Raw genomic sequence first — 24624 nt, forward strand, 5'->3', positions numbered from 1 at the left:
AAGATGCCTGTTCCACAACACAATATAATTTATTGATTAATTAATTGTGGCACGGGCATCTTGCCCGTGGCTAATATCTGAACAGGCAAGATGCCTGTTCCACAACATAATATAATTTATTGATTAATTGTGGCACGGGCATCTTGCCCGTGGCTAATATCTGAACAGGCAAGATGCCTGTTCCACAACATAATTATATATGAACAGGCAAGATGCCTGTTCCACAACATAATTATATTAGTTGTGAGTCATCAAGGAGCTATAACTGCTAAAGCTTGGGGAATCACTCGGAATTTGGCAGGCGTGTAAGTTGTGATTTCACCGTCAGTATTAATCGGACGGCGTTTGCTAGTATTAACCTCAAATTCTTGAGCGTACAAGGCGCGAACGTTAGGCGAACTGGTATAATTTCCTTGCCTCATAGCCGGCAGCAAACCAATGATTTCCCACCAGTGTATTGTTTCCAAACTGTACAAATCCAGTCGCCAGTCGTCGATGGTGGCATCCTCGGCAACTGTCATGCCACCTCCGTAATAGCGGCCGTTGCCAATGGCAATTTGAATAGTTTTAACCTTAAAAGATTGGTTTTTTACCTTAATTTCTGCTCGAAACGGTCGCGCTGACAAAATTGTCTGCAAAGCAGTAAAAGCATAAGCTAACACTCCCCAGCGCTGCTTGACGTTTTTAGTCAGTCGCTGGGTAATTTCCACGCTTAGTCCCAAACTCGCAACATTAAAAAAATGTTGGCCGTTCACCCAACCTAAGTCTATTAGCCGAACTTTACCGCTGGCAATTACTTGACAAGCTGCGGATAAAGCTGTAGGAATTTTCAGAGTGCGGGCTAAGTCGTTAGCAGTTCCCATCGGCAAAATACCCAAGGGTAACTTGGTGTCTATCAAACCTTCTATGGCGGCGTTGAGAGTGCCGTCGCCGCCGCCGATTATTACTAATTCGACTTGATTTTGGTAGCGCCGAATTGTTTGGGGAATTTCGTGGGCGTGGTCGGTAGATTCTATAATTAACTCAAAACCCAGTGCTTCTAATTCTCCAGTGGCTTGAGATAATAGCTTTTGCCCTTTTCGGGAGTGCTGGTTTACTAAAAGTAGAGCTTTCTTCATTTGTTAATTTTTAATTAGGAATATTGCGTATTTTAAATTACAAAAAGTATAGCTTGATGCCTTAACTGCATGAAATTAATGCTTTACTTCCATTTTAGCAGTTATGATGGATTGACAAAAATGTTAAAAAATGGATAATTGTAGCAAAAGATTCGTAAAAAGTAGCTCCCTCCCGCTCTGACCTAGCAGCAAAAAACCTCGCTTCTCGATCGCCACTAAATTAAAATCATGTCTAACTTTTTAGAACAAGCGCAAGTCGCTGCCGATCGCCAAAACTGGCCTGGGTTAGTCGAATGCTTGCAGCAAGTGACAGCCGACGGTAGCAAGCCGCAGGAACAACACATTTTAGAGCAAGCTGTCAGTTTAGCAATAGAAGCCTTAAAATGGGGCGATTTTCAAGACCGTTGGGAAATTGCTAAAGTATTGCCAAATCTGGGAGATGGCGCGATCGCACCTTTAATTGCCGTGCTCGAAGACGAAGACGCAGACACCGAGCCCCGGTGGTTCGCCGCCCGCATTCTCGGAAAGTTTGATCCCCCGGAAGTGATTCAAGCTTTAGTAGAATTAGTCAAAAATTCCGACGAAGAATTGAGCCAAATCGCCGCCGAAACCCTAGGGAATTTCGGCCCGACAGCCATAGAATCTCTCGCAACTCTCCTACTCCAAGAAGACTCGCGACAGTTTGCCACAGCAGCACTCGCTCAAATTCGGCGCACCGAAACCATCCCACCGCTGTTGAGCGTAGTCGGAGACTCTCAAGTTGCGGTGCGGGCATCCGCAATCGAGGCCCTGAGCAGCTTTCACGACTCCCGCATCCCGCCGGTACTGGTAGCAGCACTCAAAGATCCAGCGACAGCAGTTAGAAAAGAAGCCGTGCGAGCTCTGGGTGTGCGAGCCTATTTAGATGCAGAATTAGATTTAGTTAACTTGCTCAAACCTTTGCTTTCGGACATCCGATTAGAAGTTTGTCAGCAAGCGGCGATCGCGATCGGACGAGTGAAAACCGATGCTGCAGCCACTGCTTTATTTGAATTGCTGCGATCGCCGATAACTCCGGTTGAATTGCAAATCGAAACTGTGCGCGCCCTAAGCTGGATGGAAACTGCAACCGCTTTAGCATATTTGCATGAGACATTAATGGCGCAATTTATTAACATAAATTCTACTGTTTGTCAAGAGATTGTCACTGTTTTAGGGCGAGTGGAAAAGCCGGAATTAAAAGCTGCTGCTGCTGAAATTCTGATTGATTTGTTGAAAACAAATCATCCGGCCCTGCAGGAGGCAGTCAGCAAAAAATCTTTAGCTTTAGGTTTAGGAAAATTAGGAGATATGAGAGGGCTAGATGCTCTGATTTCAATGTTGGGCGACGCAGACAGCAGCGTCAGGCTGCACTGCACGGCTGCGCTCAAACAGCTAAATGCGATGGAGGCTAGGCCGAAATTAGAAAACTTAGTTAAGCAAGAGAGTCTCGAACCAAGATTAAAACAGGGAATTGCGATCGCATTGCAAGAATGGCAACAAAATTAATCAAAAGACAAAATACCCAACTCCCCAACTTCTTGAATAAGTCGGGGATATAATAGCGATCGCATCTTTCTTCTTCCTGCCTCCGTTACATCCGTTACAAAATCCGTTGCCGAACTTCCTTCGGCTATATTATCGATGTTCTTTGTGAATTTGGGCGATCGCACTTGTCACTCGCTCTAAATCTTCATCAGTTAAATTAGAGCCAGAAGGCAAACAAAGCCCGTACTCGAATAACTCTTCGGCCACCGCACCGCCCATACATTCGCAATCAGCAAATACTGGCTGTAAATGTAAAGGTTTCCAAACAGGACGCGCTTCTATTTTCTCTTGAGCAAGCCCTAGGCGAACTTGTTCTCTATCTGCACCGAAAGTGGCTGGATCGATCGTCAAACAAGTCAGCCAGCGAGTCGCGCGTCCAAAAGCAGCTTCCGGCATAAATTCAATTCCCGGCAAGTTTCCTAAAGCTTGTTTGTAAAAGTCAAAATTGCGTCGTCTAGCTTGAACTCGCTCCTCCAAAACCCGTAATTGACCGCGACCAATTCCAGCCAAAACATTGCTGAGACGGTAATTGTAGCCAATTTCTGAGTGTTGGTAATGAGGAGCGGGGTCGCGGGCTTGTGTCGCCAAAAAACGAGCTTTTTCTACCAGTTTTTGGTCATCGGAAACTAACATTCCGCCGCCGGAAGTGGTGATAATTTTATTGCCGTTGAATGAGAAAATGCCGATTTTACCGACGCTTCCAGGCGATCGATTTTTATAGGTAGCCCCTAGAGATTCTGCCGCATCTTCTATTAGCGGAATTTCATAAGTATTGCAAGCTTCCAGAATGGGGTCGATATCGCAACTTTGACCATAAAGGTGTACGATAACAACAGCTTTGGGTAATTTACCAGTTTTGGCTCGTTTGTCAAGCGCTGATCGCAATAATTCGGGATTCATGTTCCAAGAAGTGCGATCGCTATCAATAAAAACTGGTTTTGCGCCAAGATAAGTAATCGGGCTAGCAGTTGCAATAAAAGTCAGAGTCGAGCAAAAAACCTCATCTCCCGAACCGACACCAATTAATTGTAAAGCTAAATGCAAAGCTGCGGTTCCGGAACTAACAGCCGCTGCGTGTTTAGCGCCAACTACTTCGCAGAATTCTTGCTCGAAAGCATCTACATGGGGGCCAACGGGGGCGATCCAGTTGGTATCAAAGGCTTCTTTGACGAACTCTTGTTCGAGGGAACCCATGTGAGGTGTTGACAGGAGAATTTGTTTTGTCATTTTACTCTGATTTAGGAGAACGATAGGCTGGAAAAAAGTTTGACTTGAGGAGTTCTTTAGGCTGAATGTTTAAAAATTTGACCCGCCCTCCCACTAAATAATTATATTTTTCTTTGTGTCGTTTTAGTTTCTTCTAGATTGAGCAATCAGAGAAGCCAGGGGATTTAACCCCTGGCTCATAGCTTAAGTCTTTTTTAGAGGACTTTCAAAAATCTTTAGTCTGTTTTAATAAACGAACCGCTACCGGATCTCACTGCTAGTTTTGGAATCGTCAAGCACACCTGTGAATTCTGGGGCTGTAGCATAACCTTCTTGGTTAATTCCGTCTCTTTTCAAGACTTTCAATACTGTCAGAAACAGAATTTTCAAGTCAAACCACAAACTCCAATTATCGACATAGCAAACATCTAGTTTGAATTTAGCATCCCAGCTAATAGTATTGCGACCATTGACTTGAGCCCAACCCGTAATTCCAGGCATAACTTCGTGGCGGCGTGCTTGTTCTGGAGTATAGCGATCGAGGTATCTGACGAGTAAAGGACGAGGCCCGACAAAACTCATGTCACCTTTGAGAACGTTCCAGAGTTGAGGGAGTTCGTCCAGACTGGTTTTGCGAAGAAATTGACCCAGGGGTATGAGACGCTGTTCGTCGGGTAGCAAATTGCCATCAGCATCGCAATCGCTGGTCATCGTGCGAAACTTGTAGAAATTGAAAACGCGACCGTTTTTACCGGGACGGGGTTGGCAGAAAAAGATTGGGCCGCCCATGCGGATGTAAATGGCGAGCGCAACTATTAATATTACGGGAGAGAAAACCAAAAGGGCGATCGCTGCACATAATCTATCTAATACCCACTTAACCAATTGGCTGAATTTTTTGGGATTTACTAGTTTATTAAGTTGCGATATTGGTAAGTTTGATTTGAGCGGTAGTAATTCGTAAATACTCATGATTCTACACTCCAACAGCAATTTACTGTACTTCCCTGATTTTTGCATACTCCGGGTTTATACGATAATGAATTCTCTCAAATTTACAGAAACTTTAAATAACTTCGGTGTTTGATGAAGCTTTTGTGAACCTATGGTTGGGACAATCGCTGACTTTTACATAAAATTTAAAAAACGTCGCTGTTTTATGAATTTTTTGTAACATTTTGAGGATGGGGACGCTCGCTGACTTTTCAAAAAAACGTTAATTATGGTTGCATACCTAGTTCTACAGTCAAAAGAATCTATGGCCGCGATCGGGCGGACTGCACGCTTAACGAGGTATAATTGATCGTGGTGCGATCGTTTACCAGTGTCCAACCTGTAATATTATGTCCGGCTAATCCACCTTGACACGCTCGCGATCGTAGTTGTTCATAAAGTTACTCACTTTACTAGAATTTACTTCTTGCAAACAAAGTAAAGCATCCCTGCAATTAATTCATGTTTTAAGGATTCTATGTCATCACACATCTTACCTTTGCCAATTTGATAACTAGAACCAACGGAAACTATTTTAAACCCGACTTGTGTCAAGATTTGGTGAGCCTCTTGTACTTTATACCAATATGGGTAAGGCCCGCGATCGAGTAGCGCCAAAAAGTTATATTTTCCGCCCAGCTTAAGCCAAGGGATATATTGAATTGAGCGATTCGATCCAGATAACCTCCTCAACATACTTAAATATGCTAAATAAAATACAAACGGACTTTTGATTCTCGATTCAAAACTTAAAAATGAGAAGACTGCTGTTCCCCCATTTTTGAGAATCCGATAAGCCTCTGTCAAAGCTTTTAATCTTTTTTCCTCTTCCTCTATAAAACACACAATTTGCTGCAAGTAAATTATCTGCTCGAAACCTGAATTTGCGTAAGTTAAATCAGTTGCATCCTGCACTTCAAAAGAGATCATCTGATTTCTATCTCTCTGCTTTGCTTCTTCGATAAATTCAGGCACATAATCATACCCGTAAAGCTTTTGAAAACCTAAATCTTTCATTTCCCACAAAATTCTTCCCGCTGCCGTGCCAGCTTCAACTGTTTTTTCATTTTTCTTCAAATACTTGACAATTAGATACTTTTCGTCTTCGGTGAGACTTTTTTTATCGGCCCACAGCTCAAATTCGACTGTACTGTAAACTTCTTTGTTGTTGATGAGTGACATATACTTTTCAATTCCTATTCAAAAATCTTGGCAAATTTCAATTTTATTTAACTTTATTTGGTGCAGCGATAAGCAGGGAAAAATTTTGTACTCAGTAGTTCTTCAACCTCCGCATTTAAAGACTTTGCCTGCAATTCAACCAGATGGCGATATTTTTCTTCATTTATAATTAAGCGCAGCGTCAGAAAGGTATGCGTCTGCTTAGAAAAACCTGCTTTAAAATGATAGAGACTATCCTTGCCACCTCCAACACCTCCCCCCAAATGAAAAACTTCATTGCCACGTTCTTTAGCCCAAAATCGAACATAATCGAACATTAGCTTGCTGGGTGCTTGTTTAAAAAACTCGTTTCTGGTTCCTCCCAAATGATATTGAATTATTCCACCACACTCCGTAAATATCCCTGAACAAGTAACTTTATCCTCTAATTCAACTATACACAAGTGGACTTTTTCACCGAGTTTAGAGAAATGCGAAAAGTATTCATCATCAAAATAGTACGATCGCCCAGCCCCTAACCGATCCATTGTTTCATAGTAAATTGAAATAAACTCGCTGATATACTCCTGAAATGGAACCATTCTAGCAGTCATTCCCGAACGTTTCAACTTATTAATACTGGTGCGGTGTTCCGATCGAGTTTGACTCCATATTTCTGCTTCGGAGAGTTTCAAATTAACAGATACAGTTTCTCCATTAACGTTGCAAATATCGGGAGATAAAAACTCATTGAAGCCGCTGTTAAGTATCGGATGCAGCCGAAAAAATGCCGAACACACCCCCTTGGCACGCAATGCAGAGATTAGCTGATTGATTGCCCCATCTAAAAACTCTTTCGTACTAGCTGCCTTATCACTCAACAGAATTCCCGGATAACCATAAGGGGAGACTACATCAAAAGCTTCTTGTGTTGCTAAGCTTTGGTCAAATATGTGATCGCACCGACGCAACAAATAAGGCAGAAAAAATATTTTGTCATCTTCCGCTATCAAAATAGCTTCTGCTACGGCGTTGTACCTAACAGACTCTAAATATAGATACTCAGGCAAATGATAAATATCGTGGCGAAGTTTTTGCAGAGTCTCTAACCACAAAGAGTCTGATAAATTAATTACTCGAATCTTCATTTTTTCCTCTAATAAACAATAAATTTCCTTTCCGGTACAATCCCTGCCGGTAGCTGCATCCGCCAAGTAGGTTAAGTATGCCCTAACCATACAAAGACTGCACCCATTCCCATTCTTGTCTCAATCCTTCCCTCAAAGAAACCTGTGCCTGATATCCCAATATTTTCTGAGCTTTGGATACGTCAGCGCTAGTATCCCGCGCATCTCCTTTACTCGATTCTAGGTAATTGATGCGAATCGGGCGATCGACAATGTTTTCCATTGTGTGAATAACTTCTGCTAAAGCAACTCGACTTCCCCCTCCTATATTGAAAATTTCGCCCACAGATTCTGGAACTTTAGCAGCAGCTAAATTAGCAGCAATGCAATCGCTGATAAACGTGAAGTCTCGGGTTTGCTGTCCGTCTCCGTAAATTGAAATCGCTTCGCCGCGCAAAATTGATTTAAAAAATATGTGGAATGCCATATCGGGACGCTGGCGAGGCCCGTAAACCGTGAAATAGCGCAACATGGTTGCCGGAACGCCGAAATTGTGATAATAAAGCGAACACAAACGTTCAGCGGCTAACTTAGTAATTCCGTAGGGAGAAACTGGTTGAGGACATGCAGTTTCGCTGGTAGGGAAAGTTTCAGCATTGCCGTACACCGAAGAAGAAGAAGCTAGCACAAATCTTTTCAGTTGCGGTGCATTTTTGGCTGCTTCTAAGAGTACCTGAGTTGCATTGATATTGCGATCGGTGTAGCTGCGGAAACCCTCTCCCCAACTAGCGCGGACGCCGGCTTGCGCGGCTTGGTGATAAATGACTTCTGTATTAGCTAAGAGCGCTCGCCAATCCAAAGATAAAATATTCTCCTCCAGCAGTTGAAAATTTTGATTTTTCGCAAAATGAGCGAGATTTTTTCTCTTCAATTCTGGGTCGTAATAATCGTTGACTTCATCAATTCCGATAACTTTCTCACCTTGCTTTAAGAGAGTTTCTACTAAGTGAGAGCCGATAAAACCTGCCGCGCCTGTAACTATATTACTCATTGGTTAATTGTTAATTGTTGATTGTTGATTTCAGCGTACAAAGCCTCGTATTGCTTCAGGATGTTCTGGAGTTCGTAAGCAAGTATGCTTTTCCTAGCGCGCTGTGCCATTTCGCGAGCTGCTTGAGGATGATCTAGCACCCAAGCCATAGCCTGAGCCAACCCGTCGATATCTCCCAACTTGACAAGAAGGCCGCAACCTCCTTCCAGTAAGTCGCGAGTGCCACGAATATCTGTACCGATCGCCGGAACTTCCAGGCACAGCGACTCCATAACACAATTGGGAAGCCCCTCTTGCTCAGAAGCCAGGACTGTTGCTGCTGAGGCCCGCATCAAAACAGGAATGTCCCGACGAAACCCCAAAAAATGCACTTGGTTTTGAATTCCCAACTTGGCTGCGAGTTGCTGCATTTCCTCGAAAATTAGTCCATTTCCGGCGAAGGCTAAATGTACTTGAGGCCGACCGAGTTGGGCAAATGCCTTTAAAATATCCCCAGGACGCTTGCGGAGAATAAATTCAGCCACCGATAAAAACAAAGAGTTTTCTGGTGCTAATCCCAACTCTTGACGTACTCGCATGATCTCAGCTTCGGAAATAGCATGGGGATTAAAGTCATCGAGATTTAAACCCGTTCCGGGGATATAACGAACTCGATCGGCAGAAATGAGGCCATAGCGCTTTGCCACTGACTCATCTTCCCGATTAACTACTACTAAATAGTCTGTCCAAGGCCCAGCAATCTTTTCTAGTCCCAAGAATATCGCATTTTTATGGGGTGCGCCTCCCTGGTAGAAGTGAAAACCTTGAGCAGTGTAGATTAACTTTAATTTTCCCTGCTTTCTCAAATCATTAAGGGCGTACCGGGTAACAAAAGCAGCTACGGGCGTGGAAACATTTACTATGTCGTACTTCTGTTGGCTCAACACATCTCGAATTTGTTGTGGGGCGACTATTAGGTTTTGGGGTTCTAGCGGGTTGCGCGACCATTCTACATCCCAGACGCGATCGAAAATTTTTAAATGGCTGGGGCTAGCTGAAACCTCTCTAGCCATAGCATCAATCCGCCAACCTTTGGCACGTAAGTGGTGGGTAAGAGGAACGAAAAAGTCAAGAGTTTCAGGTACAGTCGTAACGATTAACAGTCTGTTCATTTTTCGCTATTTATTGTCGGGATTTTTGTAATTCTAAAGCTTGCAAAAAAATCTCTACTTCCTTTGGTGATTTCAGAACTATCTGGTTTTGTTTTGCCGCTAAAACCTCAAATTTTGCCACATGAGTTTTTCCGGATTTTGAGGGATATTTATAAACATCTGCAAAAAAGTGCAGCCGTTCCCCAATCTTTGCTGGTATTTGTCGGTATACATTGAGGGAATTAAAATTCCAATTCAGAATATTCTTAAAACTGCGCTTGCCAGCACGCCACAGACAAAGAATTAGTGGAAAATCAAGCAAGATGACTGTCTCGGCCAATTCGAGCAATCCGAAGTCGCCATCAATAATCCAGTTTTCTCGCATGCTCATTCGATCCTTGAGTTCCTGAATTTCTGCTGCGGTCATTTGATTTCCCTTCCAAAATATAAATGCTTCAACGTAATCGAGTTGAATAATTTCAGCTAATTTGAGGGCAAGAGTTGTTTTTCCAGCCCCTTGATTGCCGATAATGGCAATTTTTTTTGAATCAATTACTTGTTCTATTGTTTCTGGAGAAACTGATGGATAATTTTGTGGCAAGTTATCTTTCATAAATCATTCTTAAATCAGGCTAATGATTTTCCTCTAGCCAAGCTTGGAACATCAACACATCCCATAAATCATATTTCCAGTCACGATCGCCCGCCAGATGTTCGGCCCACTTTTGACGGATTGGCTGGGGATTCAAAAACCCTTCTCGACGCAACCGATCTTCATTGAGGAGGGATTCAGCCCAATCCCGCAAAGGATCGCGCAACCAGCTATTGATGGGAACGCCAAAACCAGTTTTAGGGCGATCGATTAAATTTTTTGGCACGTACTTATCCAAAATTTGACGCAATAGCCACTTCCCTCGATCGTTCCGAATTTTCATTGATAATGGTATGCGCCAAGCGAATTCTACCACGCGATGGTCTAAAAATGGTATTCGACCTTCTAAACTGACACCCATACTTGCGCGATCTAATTTAACCAAGATGTCGTCCGGTAGATAAGTTACTGTGTCGAGGTACATCATGCTTTCGATGAACGAGGGTACTTCTGCCCAGGATTGGCGATCGCTTAACTTTGTTGTTGGTTCAGATGATCCTATTACTAATGTTTCTGGCTGTTTCCAGTAAGAAACAAGATTTCTGTACATAGATTCGCGATCGGAAGCTGCCAAAAATTCGGCAATTAGATGTAATTTGTCCCCAGGGCTTGGTTGCTTAAGTACGATAGGCAGTAAATTATTAAAGTTAGCTAAGAAGCGATTCCAAGTTTGAGGCGATAAGCTTGTCAAGGCGGAGGCAACTATCTGGCGTAGCGTTTTTGGTAGCGAGCCGATTTTCTGCCAAATTCTCTTACCTAAAAAATAGCGTGTGTATCCCCCAAATAATTCATCGCCAGCATCGCCCGAAAGACTTACTGTTACGTACTCTCTGGCCATTTGAGATACCAAAAAAGTAGGTATTGCAGAAACGTCGGAGAAGGGTTCATCATATAAAATGGCCAGTTTGGGAATGACAGCCAGCGAATCTTTTGCCGTCAAATAAAGTTCTGTATGGTCTGTTTTGAGGTGTTGCGCGACGGCTTTGGCATAGGGTGCTTCGTTCCGTTCATCTTCATAAAAACCGATGGAAAAAGTTTTTACGGGTTGGCTGCTTTGCGCTTGCATGAGCGCAACCACTGTGGAGGAGTCAATACCTCCGGAAAGAAAAGCACCTAAAGGCACATCTGCCACCATGCGCAATGCGACTGCATCTCGCAGTAGTGCATCCATTTGGTCTATTGCTTCCTGTTCTGACCCGGTGAAGGGATTAGCAACGCCAAATTCTGCTGCTTCTTTGGCACACCAATAGGGAACTGGTGCGGGATGAGTAGCTGTACCGTTCCAGGTGAGGACTGTTGCTGGCGGTAATTTATAGATGCCTTTGTAGATTGAATAAGGCGCGGGTATGTAGTTATGCCGGAAAAATAGTGCTAAAGCATCGCGGTTAATTTCAGTTGGAAAATTGGGATAAGCTTTCAGGGCTTTTAATTCGGAGGCAAATAAGAGAGTCTGCCCCATCCACCCATAGTAGAGGGGTTTTTCTCCTAAGCGATCGCGCCCTAAATGCAAAAGTCGCTCTTGACGATCCCACAAGGCAAAGGCAAACATACCGTTAAAGCGTTCGATCGCAGCCTTTACTCCCCATTGGCTAAAACCTGCTAGCATGATTTCGGTATCGGAATGCCCTCGAAACTTGTTACCGTACTTGGTAAGTTCCTGCCGTAATTCTAAAAAGTTATAAATTTCGCCATTAAAGACGATCGCGTAACGTCCGTCAGCAGACAACATTGGTTGATGTCCTTCTGGCGAAAGGTCTACAATTGCCAACCGTCGATGCCCTAAGGCAATTCCCAGCGATTCATCTGCCCAGATGCCACTACTATCAGGGCCTCGATGCAGTAAAGGCACGAGCATCTGCTGGATGATATTATGTATTTCTTCACCTTTTAGATCCCTAGATAAAGCCCAAAAACCAGTAATGCCACACATTTGTCTTAATTCCTCTATATATCATCGATTTGTTTTTGAGTTATCGCACGTTCATACAAGCTTTCATAGTTAGCGACAACCGAGTCTAAAGAAAAGCATTCGATAGCTCTCGCCCGCGCTAATTTTCCTAATGTTTCTCGATAGTCGGAGCCTAAATCGAGCAACTCTTCCCAAGCTTTCGCCAGTGCCTCGGGATCTTTGGGAGGTACTACCCGTCCCGTGTCGCCTATCATCCAGCCTGAATCTCCCACATCTGTGACGACACAGGGGACACCGGCCGACATGGATTCTGCTACGATCAGAGGAGAAGCTTCACCAAAAGCAGAAGCAGAACAAGCAATATCGAGTGCAGCCGTTATGTAAGAGATATCCTTCCGCTCTCCTAACAAGTGGATTCGATCGGCAATGCCTAACTCCTGAATTAACTGATGCAAATCCTGATTTTTTGCCTCCACTGCATTGCCCACCATAATAAAATGGATATCCGGCTGATTTTTTAAGAGCAAGGCAGCAGCTTTGATAAAGTTAGGATGATCCTTCTGCGGGTGATAGCGACAAATTAACCCGATTAAAAATGCTGTTTGAGGCAAACCTAGTTCTTGGCGGAATTTTAATTTGGCTTCGCGGGAAGGGACAAAGCGGTTAATATCAATTCCGTTGGGAATGAAGCAGCTTTTATCGCTGGCAAAACCCAAAGCTTCATGTTGAGCTTGAGCAACTTTAGATACATAGACTATCTTAAAAGTCAAGCGCGATAGATAAGCACCAATTTTTAGAACAATGGCCGTCAATTTCTTTTCTAAAGCCAAGGAATAAAGAGAAGACTGAATATCCCACAAAACAGGTATTTTCCGCGATGAAAAAATCGCAGCTAACTGCGCCGCTAAATTGCCGTGAGGCATCCAACCTTGAATCAAATCGGGCTGAATTTTACGGACGGTGTTAACCAATTTCCAAATGATATTTGGTGTAGGTATCTTTCCCGGTTCCATACCAATTGTATAGACAGGGATACCTAATGCTTCAATGCGATCGCCCAAGGTGCCGAGATCTATCAAAGAAATCACAGTTGGATTGTAGCGTCCTCGATCGGTCTTGGTAAGCATCTGATACAGCATCATTTCAGCGCCACCTGTATCAAGTCCAGTAATAATATGAACTATCGCAAATTGATTATCCATGTTCCAATCTCCATTGACCTTCAGCAAGTCCTAGCATTAGCGACCAAATAATTAATTCCTTGGGACGGTAAAAAGTAAAATCTCCTGATTGACTCATCAAAAAGAATGCAAAAATAAAAAAGGCTGGATAAAGATTATGATAAAATGTTTGCCAGATTCTTTTTATGAGACAGAACCAGATAAATAAAGAAGAAATCCCGAGTCCGCAAGCATATTCTATCACAATGCTGTGAAAGTGCGGAGGGTAATAAACTCCATCTTTATCGATAAAGCTCAGGTTTGTATTGACTATCAGGTATGGTGTAGCGTTCCAACCAATCCCGAACAGGGGAATGTATCCCGAGTCAAACATCATCATAGCGTGGCCCCAGATTGCGTCTCTCGAATTTAAAGTAGAAAGTCCTTCTGTATCTGTGCGCTCGGCAATGACAGATGCAAAAATATCTCCCCCAAAAGTAAGCAACAAAAACAGAGAAACAATCGTAACACCTATCATTACACTATAATATTTGATTGTGGTTTTTAATGGTAATGTGCGAGAATAAATTGCAAACAAAAATAGTAGCAATACCAGGGACGTGCGGCTAAATGTCAGCAATAAAAACAGCAAAGAAAACAATGCCATTTTATTATACTTGCCTTTGACAGCTATCAAACATACTATTACCGATACCTGACTAAAACTAGCCACAGTCATTGCGGAGGCATAAATTCTATTAAAAGATCCTAATTGCAGTCTGTAAACAAACAAAGCGCTAATTGCTAAAATAATAAATAAAATCATTAATATACTTTGCGCTGTCTCTGTACCCAGTCGAATAACTAGCGCTTTAGCTAGATAAAAAATCGATACAAACCTCAAAAAGCAAACTATACTATCTACTATATATTCATCTCCTAGCTGGCTGGCGTTTGTAAAACTCAATAAAAGAATTGTTACTAATGAAAGCACAAACAATAAATCCTTTACATCTAATTTAACAATACCATTGAGCATGCAGATCGCAACAGAAATTCCTAACATAAAATCATACCAACCCAAATAGGCTGGATGCCATAGGTTAGCTAATGGTCGATCGTCAGGAAAAATTTGAGTGCTTTTTAAGATCATGTAAATTAGCAGAGAAATAACTGGCAGTGGAGCTAATATCAAGCATTTTTTAAAATTCTCAAGTACCCCATTAGATTTAGGCAAGTAAACATTTTTTACTTCGACCATAATTCATACCTCCAAAATTTATAGTAGGGGAAAATTTTAAGATTATCTTTTGTCAATGTCTGTGCTTGTGTGCGTCATTTTTTGAACTTTTTGCATAAGTCTGGCTTTTTGAAGCATAGCTTCAATGTTAAACCCTAAAGGATTGCCGCTATCTATCTTTTTCCGAGCCGATTGGAGTGCCTCTTCAGCTCCATCAGGCACCTGATTTTTCCACCAATTCATTTCCTCACTATAACACCAGACATACTCATCCGTAGTAGACAGGGCATAATATGTATTGTGTTCGAGCCATTTGGCTCTTTCTTCGGGTGTGAGATGGTAACTGAGGAGTTCTTCAGGAGGTTTGCGCAGGGCCAATAATTGGTCTATATAGAGAGCTTGCCCTACTTGTACTTGCAGGTTGTATTTTGAACGGTTTTCGGGATCTACAAAAATGAGAACTTTCTCTTTAATTAACTTGTATGACTCGAAAAAAGACTGGCTATTTGTATAATAATAAGAACGCTCGTTCCCATCAGATATCCTTGTATTTGGACTGGCAGCATCTAACATACCATTCAGGAAAGGAGCTAAAAGCCCGTATTGATGTGTAGAAAGCTTGCGCCTCCGCTCTTGAGGATCTGATTCATCTAGCAAACGGTGTAAATAGCTCAATTGAAATAAAGCAAGCACTTTGACTCCAGGTAATTCCTGTTGAAGTGCTTGCATAAATTGGGACCCTCGCTGGCGTACCTGCTGCGAGTATTCTGCAAAAGATTTTTCTTTGGCACTGGGCTGCTTGGGATAAATCCAAGGATTTTCACCATAAGGTTCCGGATCGAAAAGAATACCTGCCAATTTTCCCGCTCGTGCTGCTTTTGCAAACAAACGAATATTCTGTTCGGCTGCTTGCCAATCGCTCTCATTAAACCAATCCCATCCCTCTTCTGTTGTTGCCCACATTACGACAAAGTTATCTGTAAACTTAGTAAACTTAGTCGATTGCAAGCTGGCTAAATCTTCAGTGAATTTTTGAGGAGCATAAGGTTTATGCAGAAATACTTGTTTTCCCACACTAAGTTTCATCACCATACCGTCAAAGGGGCGCTTTTCCATTTCTTGAATATTTTGCTTGACAAAGGTAGGTGTAGGTACCCCCCAGCCAAATTGGATCAGTTTAGGCTGTACTTTTTGGGCTGGTATATTTGCTTGAGTTTTCCCTTGTGTATTTGCATAACCCACACAGATCGCAATTATACATATAGCAACAATTGCCACTTTATAAAAACGCCTAATCAGGTATTTAGCTCTCCGAAGTAAATTTTTCATGGGGGCATATTTTACTAATATAGTTGATTAATAGTGCATGAGTTCCAGATATTCTGAAACTGCTCGATCGAACGAAAAATACGTTCCCCGTTCTACCAAGACATCTCGGCTTAGAGGTGCATCCAGATTTTTGAGCATAGCCTCTGCCAATGCTGCTGGATTTTCAATAGGTACTAAAGCACCATATTTTCCCGCTTCTAAAATTTCTTTTGGCCCTGAGGGACAATCAGTAGCAACCACCGGACAACCGCAAGCCATCGCTTCAATTAATACTGTGGGCAATCCTTCATGGCGGGAGGAAAGCACGAAACCACTAGCATGAGACATATAAGCATAAGGATTTTGCACGAAACCGGGCAATGCAACATCTTCAGAGATTTCTAAATGCTCGATCGCTGCTTCTAATTCGCTCCGACATTCCCCTTCACCTAAAATAATTAAACGAGCCAGTCTTTGCTTTCTTAGCAGCGCAAAAGCTTTAATCAAATTCAAGAAATCTTTCTGCTCTGTTAACCTCCCCACTGCTAAAAATACCGGAGGATTTCCGGGTTGAAACCAGGGATGCTCTAGAGATGCTTTTGATTTAGCAAGCATCTCACGATCGACAACTGGATTGTAAACTACCCTAACTTTTCCTGGCTCAAAACCCATTTGGCGATCCAAATCCTCCGCTACGCCTTGAGAAACTCCAACAATGACATCTGCACGAGGATAAAGCAATTTCATAAATGGAGGAACAAGTTTACTCCGAAATAACTTAGATTTATAGAATGATAAGGTATTATGTTCTACCAAGACTAACCGAGTTTTTGCGCCGGCAAAATCTCTGGCTAATATGGCGCTGACGTTAGTATGGTTCATGTGTGAAAGTAGCGCAATAGGTTGGTTTTCTTTTAAATAACGCGCCAAAGGCAAAACAGCCTTCATCACCCTTCCTACTCCCAAGTCAATTAAACGCACTTGTTCGGGTACTTGTTTTAAATAAGGCCCCTCTGCACTAGCTAAAATCAAATCTAAAGGCACATCTCGTTTCACCATACCTTGGAGCAGATTCACTGCGACTCTTTCGGCGCCGCCACCAGCTAAACTAGGAAGAAAGAAAGCGATTCGTTTTTGATACATATTTATACCTACTGGTATTTTTAATTGGTATTCGTAATAGTTGATATTCTACTCCCATTTATGATGCTTTATTTGTATAGTTATCCTTGAGGTAAACTGAGTATCCCACAGGTAATGCTATTAGCCATAAAATTTTACCAATAGATGTCTTAATATTGCCGATTTGTTGCCTAATTTTATTGCCTAGATGGAAAGAAAATCGACGGTAGTGGACAGCAGAGCGCAAAAAACTCAACGGCTCGAAACGAAACCATTCTGTGTAGTCATTTAAAATATCTAAATGGTTGATTTGCGCCCCAATAGCAACCTTCCTTGAATTTTGAGAATTCCGCATGATTGAAGGCTGGTCTGTCCAATAGGTTCTTAAAGCTTCCTTAACAAACCTAGTTTTATACTTTTTGGCAATCCTACTCCATCGCACGGATTCGGGCAAGTTAGTTTGAATTATTTGTTCAGCGCATAAAAATTTCAGGAGTACCTCAGTACGATGAAAACCCCATTTTTCTCCTTTGAGCTTAAAGCGATAACGAATTTCTAGAGAATCAGAATCGGTGGGATTAAATGGGAAAATAGCGCCAACGATTTTACCATTTGTATATTTACACACACAGGTAACAGCGGAAAACTTTTCTTTTTGCTCTAGTGGAATTGCGTCCCAATGGTATTTAAAACGCTCTAAGGCTTGCGGTTCGCAGGAATCATCGGAGTCAAGCTTGATGAATAATTCTCCCTGAGCTTCTCCTACACCTCGATTAAAAGCAATATGTAGGTGTGCATTTTCTTGATAGATATAGCGAATCGGAAATAGGTTTTCCTGCTGCCATTGCTCGACTAATTCACGACTATTGTCAGTGGAGCCATCATCGACTATTAACCACTCTAAATCACGGTAAGTTTGTGCTTTCAGGCTCTCGTAAACCCGATGGAGAGTATGGCGACGGTTATAAGTTGCAGTGCCACCTGTAAATACATATTGGTATTTTTGATTGTTTTGTACTGGTTTGCTATCTTCTGTGAACATTTCTATGACTCCTTGATTACTTCATGAATTAATGATTCCCAGATCAGCATCACTTTTTCTAAACCGAACTTTTCTGTTACCTCTTTAGCACGATCGCCTAAACGTTGGCGTTCTTTTTCATCGGACATTAAGCGCTCCATTGCAGCGGCTAATGCTGACACATCTTCATTCGGGACTAAGATACCATCTACACCATCGCGGATAATCTCTCTTGGCCCGTTAGGACAATCTGTGGAAATGACTGGTAGCCCGCAAGCCATCGCTTCACACAAGGCATTGGGAAAACCCTCAAAGCGCGAAGACATAATGAAAATATCTCCCTGTTTGAGAAATTCATGGGGGTTTGTTACTCGTCCAAGGAGATGAACGCGATCGCCCAATCCCAATTCATTACGCAAAGATTCTAATTGTGGGCGTAACTCTCCTTCTCCTAAAATGGTTAATGTCCATTCGGGATAACCGTCTTTCAGTTTTGCCATTGCTTCCAGCAACAAATCGAAGCCTTTTTGGTGTTCGAGACGACCAATCCCAATTAGCGAGCGATCACTCAACAGCTTGTCAGATATTTTTTTTTCATCTGGAGGCAACAATACTGGGTTAGGTATAACACAAATACGCTCTTGTAGCTTAGATGAAAAATAATCCCCTGCCCTTTTGGTTTGAACAACAATGCGATTGGCAAATGGATAAGTCCATTGGCGCAGTTTTACCCAAATCTTACCTGTAGTTTGGCTTGCCGGATCGTTACGCTCTGACACTACCACTGGTACGTTCAACCATCGAGTTGCCAACAAAACGATTTCATTTGTTTGGTTCATAAAGCTAATGACAACATTAGGTTTACTCCTAATTATCGCAGTTCGCAGTGGTTGAATGCGGGTTAAATTATTCCAGATACCTATGATTGGGTTAGGAGACTGTCCGGCTATATCTAAAGGAATATGGGAAATTTGGGAGTCAAGATCGTAAAATGGTTTTTTCTTATCGTCATCAAAAGTTAATAGATTTATTTCCCAACCCTTTGCTGCCCAATAATTAGCCATGTTCGATATTACCCGCTCCGCACCACCAGAAGTCAGTGAATAAATAATCAATGTACAACGCATTTTCTTGGGGTCCTATATTTTCTCACACTTGTAAATTTCGTTCGGTTAGTTTGATCTTTTGGATTGCTACAAAAAATAATAATGAAAATGAAAACAGATAAACGCCACTGGTGGACAAAGCAATACCCGGAACTCCCAACCATTTCATAAATAAATAGTTTAAACTAATATTGACAATTAGGTTGCAGCCCGAACCCCACATCAGTATTTGATTGTTTCGCATAGCTGAAATTAAACGCACCACCAACATACCAGAAATATAAAAAGGGATTTGGAATGCGTAACAAACTTGAATTTGAGCTACTAAATGAGTATCGTTAGCCGTAAATGAACCTCTTTGTAAGAGGATTTGGACTATCGGCTCAGAAAATAAGATTATTAACCCAGTTAGGGGTATAGTAACCGCAAAAATTAGCCCCAGATACTGCTTAAGGGTATGACGTAAAGTTGTCCAGTCTTCACGGGCAACCATTTTTGAAAAATAGGGAATCACTGCTGTACTCAATGCTGTGCTAGTTATTGTAATCGGCAAGGAAATTATTCTATTACCATAGTTCAATGAAGCTACACTTCCTGATGGCAACATTGCTGCCATTGATTGATCGACTAAACCAGTGCTACACATTAAAAATGCGCCAGCAATCATCGGAGCATACTGACCAGCTACTTCACTTAGATGAGTGTCAAATCCATACCATTTTGGCAGCAATGAAATACCCTGTCGCCGCAGTGTGATTCCCAGCACAATCATTTCCAGCAGTTGGCCACAGACTAACCCAGATGCCAGGTTAAAGACACCCCAAGAATTAATCCCGAAAAGAAATAGCATCGTAATAACAGGAGTAATAATCGGAGCAACAGCCACTAAAGCGAACTGCTCTCCTGCATTCAAAACAGCACCCCAGATCGTGATCGTACCGCTCAGCAGGATAATCGGAGCGATCGCGCACAGCAGCTTGTAAGTCAGATCTAATTTTTCAGCATTGAAGCCTGCCGCCAGCTTTGGCATATACATTGGTGCAGTAGCCAGCATTAATACCGTTGTGATTCCTAACAGTCCCAGACTCCCGGCTATGGCTCCAGAAAAAAGTTTTTGAGCTGCTTTTATACCTGACTGTTCTCTTACTCGAATGTAAGTAGGTATGAGAGCTGCTTTAAAAGAGCCAGCTATAACATTGGTAATCAAAAAAGGAACCACTAACGCGATTAAAAACGCATCCAGAGCATCCCCTGTACCAAATTTCCAAGCAACCACTAATTCTTTGCCGACAGATGCCACTTTCACGAATCCGGTTCCTATACCAACCGTAACAGCCGCACCAAAAATTTGGCGATTGGTGGAGCCACTTGTCAACTTATTCCAGAAATCGAGCCCTTTCTGATATCGCCAAATTTTCATGAGAGATAGATCCGAATTCGGTAAATTTTGGCAGATAATATTCTACTAGCATAGCTTCAGTTACAAGCACACCAGAATCCTGTAACAATACTCCGGACAGTTTTTGGAACGAGACTACAAGCTTACGCGGCGCAAGGATCATAAATAAAGTCCAATTAAATGCAACGAGCGGGGTGGAGCTGACATTGATTTAATTATCCACAGGGGCTGCGAAGTCAACCGAGAATAAGCCATTGGGTAATATAAAAACTGTCCGGACTATTGCTGTAAGGCCCCTTAACTTTTAACAGCCATACCCCCAATCAATTTTTCTACCTTAGAGCCTTCTACAGGCTTCGAGAAAAAGTATCCCTGTCCGTAGACGCACTTCATAGATTTTAGCTGAGCTATTTGCCAGCTCGTTTCTACTCCTGTGGCAATCATCCCCATACCTAACTCTTGAGTTATGGCAATAATTTTGTGAAAAATTTCTAAGTTGGGGTTGCTAGCATCCAGGCCGGTGACTAGAGAGCAATCTAGCTTCAAACTGTCGAATTTCCCATACTTCAGCCGCGTCAATTGGTAGAGCTGAGTTAATGATACATCACTAAGACCACAGTGGTCGATTTGTACTTGCACCCCTAAAGTTTTAAGTTTGAGAAAAACAGACCCAGCCAACTCGGAATTTTCCGTCACAACATACTCAGGAATTTCTAACCTCAAACTCTGAGCATCGAGATTTGTTTCTTTCAATATTTTGGCAATCGTCTCAATTAAGTCAGCTTGGAAAAACTGTTTGCTAGTCAGATTCACGCTGACTGTTAAAGGAGCGTTAAGACGAAATTGCGACTGCCAAATCCGCATCTGGCTGCAAGCTTGCCACAGTACCCACTCGCCAATAGGAACAATCAAGCCGGTTTCTTCTGCCGCTGGTAGGAATTCGTCTGGCCAAAGCAAACCTCGATTCGGGTGCTGCCAGCGCAACAGCGCTTCAAAACTATTAATCTTATTAGTTTCCAGGCAGACGATCGGCTGATAGTGAATCCGAAACTCCTCATTTGCCAGAGCCACCCGCAACTCATTCTCTAACTGAATAGATGCTGCACTGCTAATCTTTGCCACAGGGGTTGTTTTTTGGGCTGTATTGGCGTGCAAATTGGCGGTTGAATACCCTGGTACATACTCAGGCACTAACTGCTGTAGCATTGAGACAATTAAATTCGCATCATTGCGATCGCTCGCTTGACAAAGGGCTTCTACTTCCTGGTCAATATTTTCTTTCACTAGGCGGCTGGCATTGCCGAGACTCAGAATTTTTTCGTGTTTAGTGCGGTTGTATTTCTCGCCCGGAATAAACAGTTCTTCAAACAATTTTTCTCCCGGCCGCAGCCCTGTAAACGCGATTTCTATGTCTTTACCCACTTCATATCCTGAGAGCCGAATCAAATCTTTTGCTAAATCAAAAATTCTGACTGGTTCCCCCATCTCCAGCATGAATACTTCCCCGCCCTTGCCGATGACTGCTGCCTGCAAAACCAGTTGAACTGCCTCGGGAATGGTCATGAAATAGCGAGTGATATCTGGATGGGTAATTGTGATCGGCCCGCCCTCAGCAATTTGTCGCTTGAAAGTAGGTACGACGCTACCGCGGCTGCCAAGAACATTACCGAAACGAACCACTACAAATGGGTTTTTGCTTTTTTTGGCTGCTTGCAGCACCAGCATTTCGGCAACTCTTTTGCTAGCTCCCATAATGCTAGTTGGATTCACCGCTTTGTCGGTGGAAATCATCACAAATTGTTGCACATTGTATTTCAATGCCAGATCCAGCAGATTTTTCGTCCCCCGCACGTTGTTAGTAATCGCTTCCGGCGGGTTTAATTCCATCATGGGTACGTGTTTGTGAGCGGCCGCATGAAAAATGATGTCTGGTCTCATTGTTAGAAAAACGTACTCTAAGCGCTCGCGAAAGCGAATATCGGCCATAAAGGCTGTCACGCGAGTAATATCTGTTGGGATTTTGCTGGTTTTTTTGAGTTCTGACAGGACTTTTCCTAATTCTTGTTGAATGTTGAATACAGAATTTTCTCCGTGTCCGACGATGATGATTTCCGCAGGAGCGCACTTTAATATTTGCCGACAAAGTTCGCTGCCGATGGAGCCACCCGCACCGGTAATTAGAACTTTCTTGCCTCCAATCAATCCCAAGACTTTCTCAACATCGGTTTGAATGGGTTCGCGGCGGAGCAAGTCCTCAATCTGTACTTCTCTGAGGCTACCTAAACTGACACGACCGTTGATGATTTCATTGAGGCCGGGGAGCGTGCTGGTTGGAATCCCAATTGACTGACAAATTTCTACGATTTCCCTAATCTCTTTTCCCGGAGCTGAGGGGATGGCAATCATAACTTTGTCGATATTTAGCGATCGAACTACCTCCGGAATGTTACAGCGATTGCCGACTACAGTCAGTCTGCCAATCTGCTTGGAGATTTTTTTGCGGTCGTCGTCTATGAAAGCGATTGGCTCTAGTCCTACCTCTGGGCTCCTCTGCATCGTTTGCATCAGAGATGTGCCTGCACTGCCCGCACCGACTATCAGGACGCGCTCGCGTTGCTGAACTTTCCACGATTTTTGGTTCCATCTTTCCAGGGCTGGAATGCTGAAACGAATCGCCGCCACTAACAAAAAGCTGATCATAGTGTCTAGTAGCGGCAGCGATCGTGGCAGATTTGCGATCGGCGAATTATTTAGCTGGTAGAGTTCTTGGAACAAGATAATTTCCCCTGCTAGGGATATACCTATCAGCATCGTTATTTGTGCCATTTCTTCCAGGCCCGCATACCGCCAGTAACGCTTGTAGAAGCCGCCGGCATAAAATACTAGAAGTTTGACTGCTACAAATAATACTGTAACTACCGCTAGGCTCTGTAAGTAGGGAGTCAGATCCAATATGCCATCTAAACGAATTTCCAAGGCCAGTAACGGTGCGATCGCAAAACAAATTGCATCGATTATCAAAAAATGACGGGTTCTTAATCCCACCAACACTTTGCTAATTTTTTTTCTGATCATATTCTTCCGACGCTATTAGACAACAACTTTACCGTAAGTAGATCGAGTACCTAATGTTGAGGTAGTTTTTTATACCACCCTCTCCCCTGATATTAATCAACCTTTTAATCGTCGGGCCTCACTCAAGTGATATTATGGTTAAGGAGAGATTATCAAGAAGATGTCCCGTCTCTTAATTTCATTTTGGAGAGGATTTTTTCAGCTAAAATTTATAGATGCCACCTTATTGCTGCGTCTATCTTCTCCTACTACTGGTTCGATCGCTCAGAACTTTACAATTATTTACATAATTTCACCCAAAAATATTTCTCTAGGGGGATGGCAAACAATATATGTGTTAAAACCATGACAATGCTTGACTTAAGTGATACAGTGGATATCCTCAATAATGAGTTTAAAAGCCTAGGGCGTGTTTTCTTGCCTCGTTGTATCCTCGAAAATAGGCGTGCTCCGGCAGGGAGTCTTGAGGAACCCTTGGAGACTTAAGTACGGAACAGTGGGATTAGTTAAAACCGCTACTACCACCGCTCCAACCCAAAACCGGTAAGCCTGCGCCACGACCATCGACAAGTTGTCAATGGCATTATGTCGATACTCACAACCGGGACTCCGTGGTGAGACCCGCCAAAACGTTATAGTAAGTGGGTTCAGGGTGGCAACACGGTTTTATCGGTGGCAAAAAGCCGATCGAAGGAAATAAGTCTTATAAGGCCTACAAGCCGATACGGACCAACTCCGAAAGCTAGACTATCCGGTTCATTACGTCACTCGAACCGTGATTCGTGCCCACCAACCCTCGGCTATGGTGGAAAAAAGGAGGCGAATCACAGGAAAAACTAGGCCGTTCTCGTGGTGGTTTTAGTACCAAAATACACATCCGTTAAAGTGAGGGTAAAGGTAAACCTATAACTTTTATTCTGAGTAGCTTGTCAACGTAACAAGTCAATTTTTTTAGAACCATTGATGGAACAAGGAGCAGTAAGCGCATTCTGGTGCAGGTCCTCCGCGTCAACCCCCTGAAAGATTCGTAGGAGACAAAGGCGATCGCACGTCGTCGCATCCTTCGCGATCTACGTCGGCGAGGTATCCGTTTTACCATCCCACGACTTTCAAATGAACTGCGTCGCGATCCTTTTATCCGTGAAATCTACCGTCAACGCAATATAGTTGAATCTGCTATCAACCGACTCAAGCAATGGAGACGTATTGTAAAACTTCGTTGAGTTTATAAGCAATTATAAACAATAGTAGTATGATATTATCATGGTGGTCGAGTGAAC

The 24624-nt window shown here is 42.8% G+C and carries 18 protein-coding genes; 1 reads left to right on the forward strand and 17 read right to left on the reverse strand.

Annotation, left to right across the window (positions count from 1 at the left end):
- Positions 1-251 precede the first annotated feature (251 nt).
- A complete protein-coding gene (locus tag QUB12_RS26005; protein ID WP_333143363.1) occupies positions 252-1118 on the reverse strand; it encodes a lipid kinase in 867 nt (288 codons plus the stop codon).
- A 228-nt stretch (positions 1119-1346) separates the two neighbouring features.
- On the opposite strand from QUB12_RS26005, the gene QUB12_RS26010 reads away from it, so the two are divergent.
- On the forward strand, positions 1347-2645 hold the full coding sequence (locus tag QUB12_RS26010; RefSeq protein WP_333309092.1) for a HEAT repeat domain-containing protein: 1299 nt from the start codon (positions 1347-1349) through the stop codon (positions 2643-2645).
- 129 nt (positions 2646-2774) lie between these two features.
- On the opposite strand, the gene QUB12_RS26015 is transcribed toward QUB12_RS26010, so the two are convergent.
- From QUB12_RS26015 to QUB12_RS26090, 16 genes are all read right to left on the reverse strand, one after another.
- On the reverse strand, positions 2775-3911 hold the full coding sequence (locus QUB12_RS26015) for an aminotransferase class I/II-fold pyridoxal phosphate-dependent enzyme (RefSeq protein WP_333309096.1): 1137 nt from the start codon (positions 3909-3911) through the stop codon (positions 2775-2777).
- A 240-nt stretch (positions 3912-4151) separates the two neighbouring features.
- Positions 4152-4862, reverse strand: a complete 711-nt coding sequence (locus tag QUB12_RS26020; RefSeq protein ID WP_333309098.1) for a sugar transferase — start codon at positions 4860-4862, stop codon at positions 4152-4154.
- A gap of 441 nt (positions 4863-5303) precedes the next feature.
- Positions 5304-6065, reverse strand: coding sequence for a class I SAM-dependent methyltransferase (locus QUB12_RS26025; protein WP_333309100.1), 762 nt, complete (start codon positions 6063-6065; stop codon positions 5304-5306).
- 53 nt (positions 6066-6118) lie between these two features.
- Entirely contained in the window at positions 6119-7192 is a 1074-nt protein-coding gene (locus tag QUB12_RS26030) for a GNAT family N-acetyltransferase (protein WP_333309103.1), read from the reverse strand.
- 82 nt (positions 7193-7274) lie between these two features.
- Positions 7275-8222 (reverse strand): NAD-dependent epimerase/dehydratase family protein, encoded by a 948-nt coding sequence (locus tag QUB12_RS26035; protein ID WP_333309105.1) that lies wholly within the window; start codon positions 8220-8222, stop codon positions 7275-7277.
- Positions 8219-9373: a glycosyltransferase gene (locus QUB12_RS26040; RefSeq protein WP_333309106.1), complete on the reverse strand. Its 1155-nt coding sequence runs from the start codon at positions 9371-9373 to the stop codon at positions 8219-8221. Before QUB12_RS26040 ends, QUB12_RS26035 begins: the two co-directional genes overlap by 4 nt.
- Positions 9374-9383: 10 nt before the next feature.
- Positions 9384-9965, reverse strand: a complete 582-nt coding sequence (locus tag QUB12_RS26045; protein ID WP_333309108.1) for a hypothetical protein — start codon at positions 9963-9965, stop codon at positions 9384-9386.
- Between the two features lie 19 nt (positions 9966-9984).
- Positions 9985-11934, reverse strand: a complete 1950-nt coding sequence (gene asnB, locus QUB12_RS26050; RefSeq protein WP_333309109.1) for an asparagine synthase (glutamine-hydrolyzing) — start codon at positions 11932-11934, stop codon at positions 9985-9987.
- A 14-nt stretch (positions 11935-11948) separates the two neighbouring features.
- On the reverse strand, positions 11949-13115 hold the full coding sequence (locus QUB12_RS26055) for a glycosyltransferase (RefSeq protein ID WP_333309111.1): 1167 nt from the start codon (positions 13113-13115) through the stop codon (positions 11949-11951).
- Entirely contained in the window at positions 13108-14334 is a 1227-nt protein-coding gene (locus QUB12_RS26060) for an O-antigen ligase family protein (RefSeq protein ID WP_333309113.1), read from the reverse strand. The genes QUB12_RS26055 and QUB12_RS26060 overlap by 8 nt, the downstream gene beginning before the upstream one ends.
- Before the next feature lie 42 nt (positions 14335-14376).
- Entirely contained in the window at positions 14377-15642 is a 1266-nt protein-coding gene (locus QUB12_RS26065) for a hypothetical protein (protein WP_333309114.1), read from the reverse strand.
- Between the two features lie 27 nt (positions 15643-15669).
- The gene (locus tag QUB12_RS26070) at positions 15670-16764 is read right to left on the reverse strand and encodes a glycosyltransferase (RefSeq protein ID WP_333309115.1); all 1095 of its coding nucleotides are present in this window, start codon (positions 16762-16764) and stop codon (positions 15670-15672) included.
- A gap of 58 nt (positions 16765-16822) precedes the next feature.
- Positions 16823-17785, reverse strand: coding sequence for a glycosyltransferase family A protein (locus tag QUB12_RS26075; RefSeq protein ID WP_333309117.1), 963 nt, complete (start codon positions 17783-17785; stop codon positions 16823-16825).
- 2 nt (positions 17786-17787) lie between these two features.
- Complete coding sequence (locus QUB12_RS26080; protein WP_333309118.1) at positions 17788-18891, reverse strand: glycosyltransferase family 4 protein; 1104 nt, start codon at positions 18889-18891, stop codon at positions 17788-17790.
- Between the two features lie 22 nt (positions 18892-18913).
- Positions 18914-20290, reverse strand: a complete 1377-nt coding sequence (gene murJ / locus QUB12_RS26085; RefSeq protein ID WP_333309120.1) for a lipid II flippase MurJ — start codon at positions 20288-20290, stop codon at positions 18914-18916.
- A 276-nt stretch (positions 20291-20566) separates the two neighbouring features.
- The gene (locus QUB12_RS26090; protein WP_333309123.1) at positions 20567-23344 is read right to left on the reverse strand and encodes a polysaccharide biosynthesis protein; all 2778 of its coding nucleotides are present in this window, start codon (positions 23342-23344) and stop codon (positions 20567-20569) included.
- Positions 23345-24624: the final 1280 nt, after the last annotated feature.

Source organism: Microcoleus sp. B7-D4 (assembly GCF_036705125.1).
Lineage (GTDB): Bacteria > Cyanobacteriota > Cyanobacteriia > Cyanobacteriales > Microcoleaceae > Microcoleus.

Bases quoted from the DNA above. Each gene is read 5' to 3' on its own strand.
- QUB12_RS26035 (WP_333309105.1), bottom strand. From the start codon at position 8,222: ATGAGTAATATAGTTACAGGCGCGGCAGGTTTTATCGGCTCTCACTTA.
- QUB12_RS26025 (WP_333309100.1), bottom strand. From the start codon at position 6,065: ATGTCACTCATCAACAACAAAGAAGTTTACAGTACAGTCGAATTTGAG.
- QUB12_RS26060 (WP_333309113.1), bottom strand. From the start codon at position 14,334: ATGGTCGAAGTAAAAAATGTTTACTTGCCTAAATCTAATGGGGTACTT.
- QUB12_RS26090 (WP_333309123.1), bottom strand. From the start codon at position 23,344: ATGATCAGAAAAAAAATTAGCAAAGTGTTGGTGGGATTAAGAACCCGT.
- QUB12_RS26020 (WP_333309098.1), bottom strand. From the start codon at position 4,862: ATGAGTATTTACGAATTACTACCGCTCAAATCAAACTTACCAATATCG.
- QUB12_RS26005 (WP_333143363.1), bottom strand. From the start codon at position 1,118: ATGAAGAAAGCTCTACTTTTAGTAAACCAGCACTCCCGAAAAGGGCAA.
- QUB12_RS26075 (WP_333309117.1), bottom strand. From the start codon at position 17,785: ATGTTCACAGAAGATAGCAAACCAGTACAAAACAATCAAAAATACCAA.
- QUB12_RS26065 (WP_333309114.1), bottom strand. From the start codon at position 15,642: ATGAAAAATTTACTTCGGAGAGCTAAATACCTGATTAGGCGTTTTTAT.
- QUB12_RS26045 (WP_333309108.1), bottom strand. From the start codon at position 9,965: ATGAAAGATAACTTGCCACAAAATTATCCATCAGTTTCTCCAGAAACA.
- QUB12_RS26055 (WP_333309111.1), bottom strand. From the start codon at position 13,115: ATGGATAATCAATTTGCGATAGTTCATATTATTACTGGACTTGATACA.
- QUB12_RS26010 (WP_333309092.1), top strand. From the start codon at position 1,347: ATGTCTAACTTTTTAGAACAAGCGCAAGTCGCTGCCGATCGCCAAAAC.
- QUB12_RS26030 (WP_333309103.1), bottom strand. From the start codon at position 7,192: ATGAAGATTCGAGTAATTAATTTATCAGACTCTTTGTGGTTAGAGACT.
- QUB12_RS26070 (WP_333309115.1), bottom strand. From the start codon at position 16,764: ATGTATCAAAAACGAATCGCTTTCTTTCTTCCTAGTTTAGCTGGTGGC.
- QUB12_RS26040 (WP_333309106.1), bottom strand. From the start codon at position 9,373: ATGAACAGACTGTTAATCGTTACGACTGTACCTGAAACTCTTGACTTT.
- QUB12_RS26080 (WP_333309118.1), bottom strand. From the start codon at position 18,891: ATGCGTTGTACATTGATTATTTATTCACTGACTTCTGGTGGTGCGGAG.
- asnB (WP_333309109.1), bottom strand. From the start codon at position 11,934: ATGTGTGGCATTACTGGTTTTTGGGCTTTATCTAGGGATCTAAAAGGT.
- QUB12_RS26015 (WP_333309096.1), bottom strand. From the start codon at position 3,911: ATGACAAAACAAATTCTCCTGTCAACACCTCACATGGGTTCCCTCGAA.
- murJ (WP_333309120.1), bottom strand. From the start codon at position 20,290: ATGAAAATTTGGCGATATCAGAAAGGGCTCGATTTCTGGAATAAGTTG.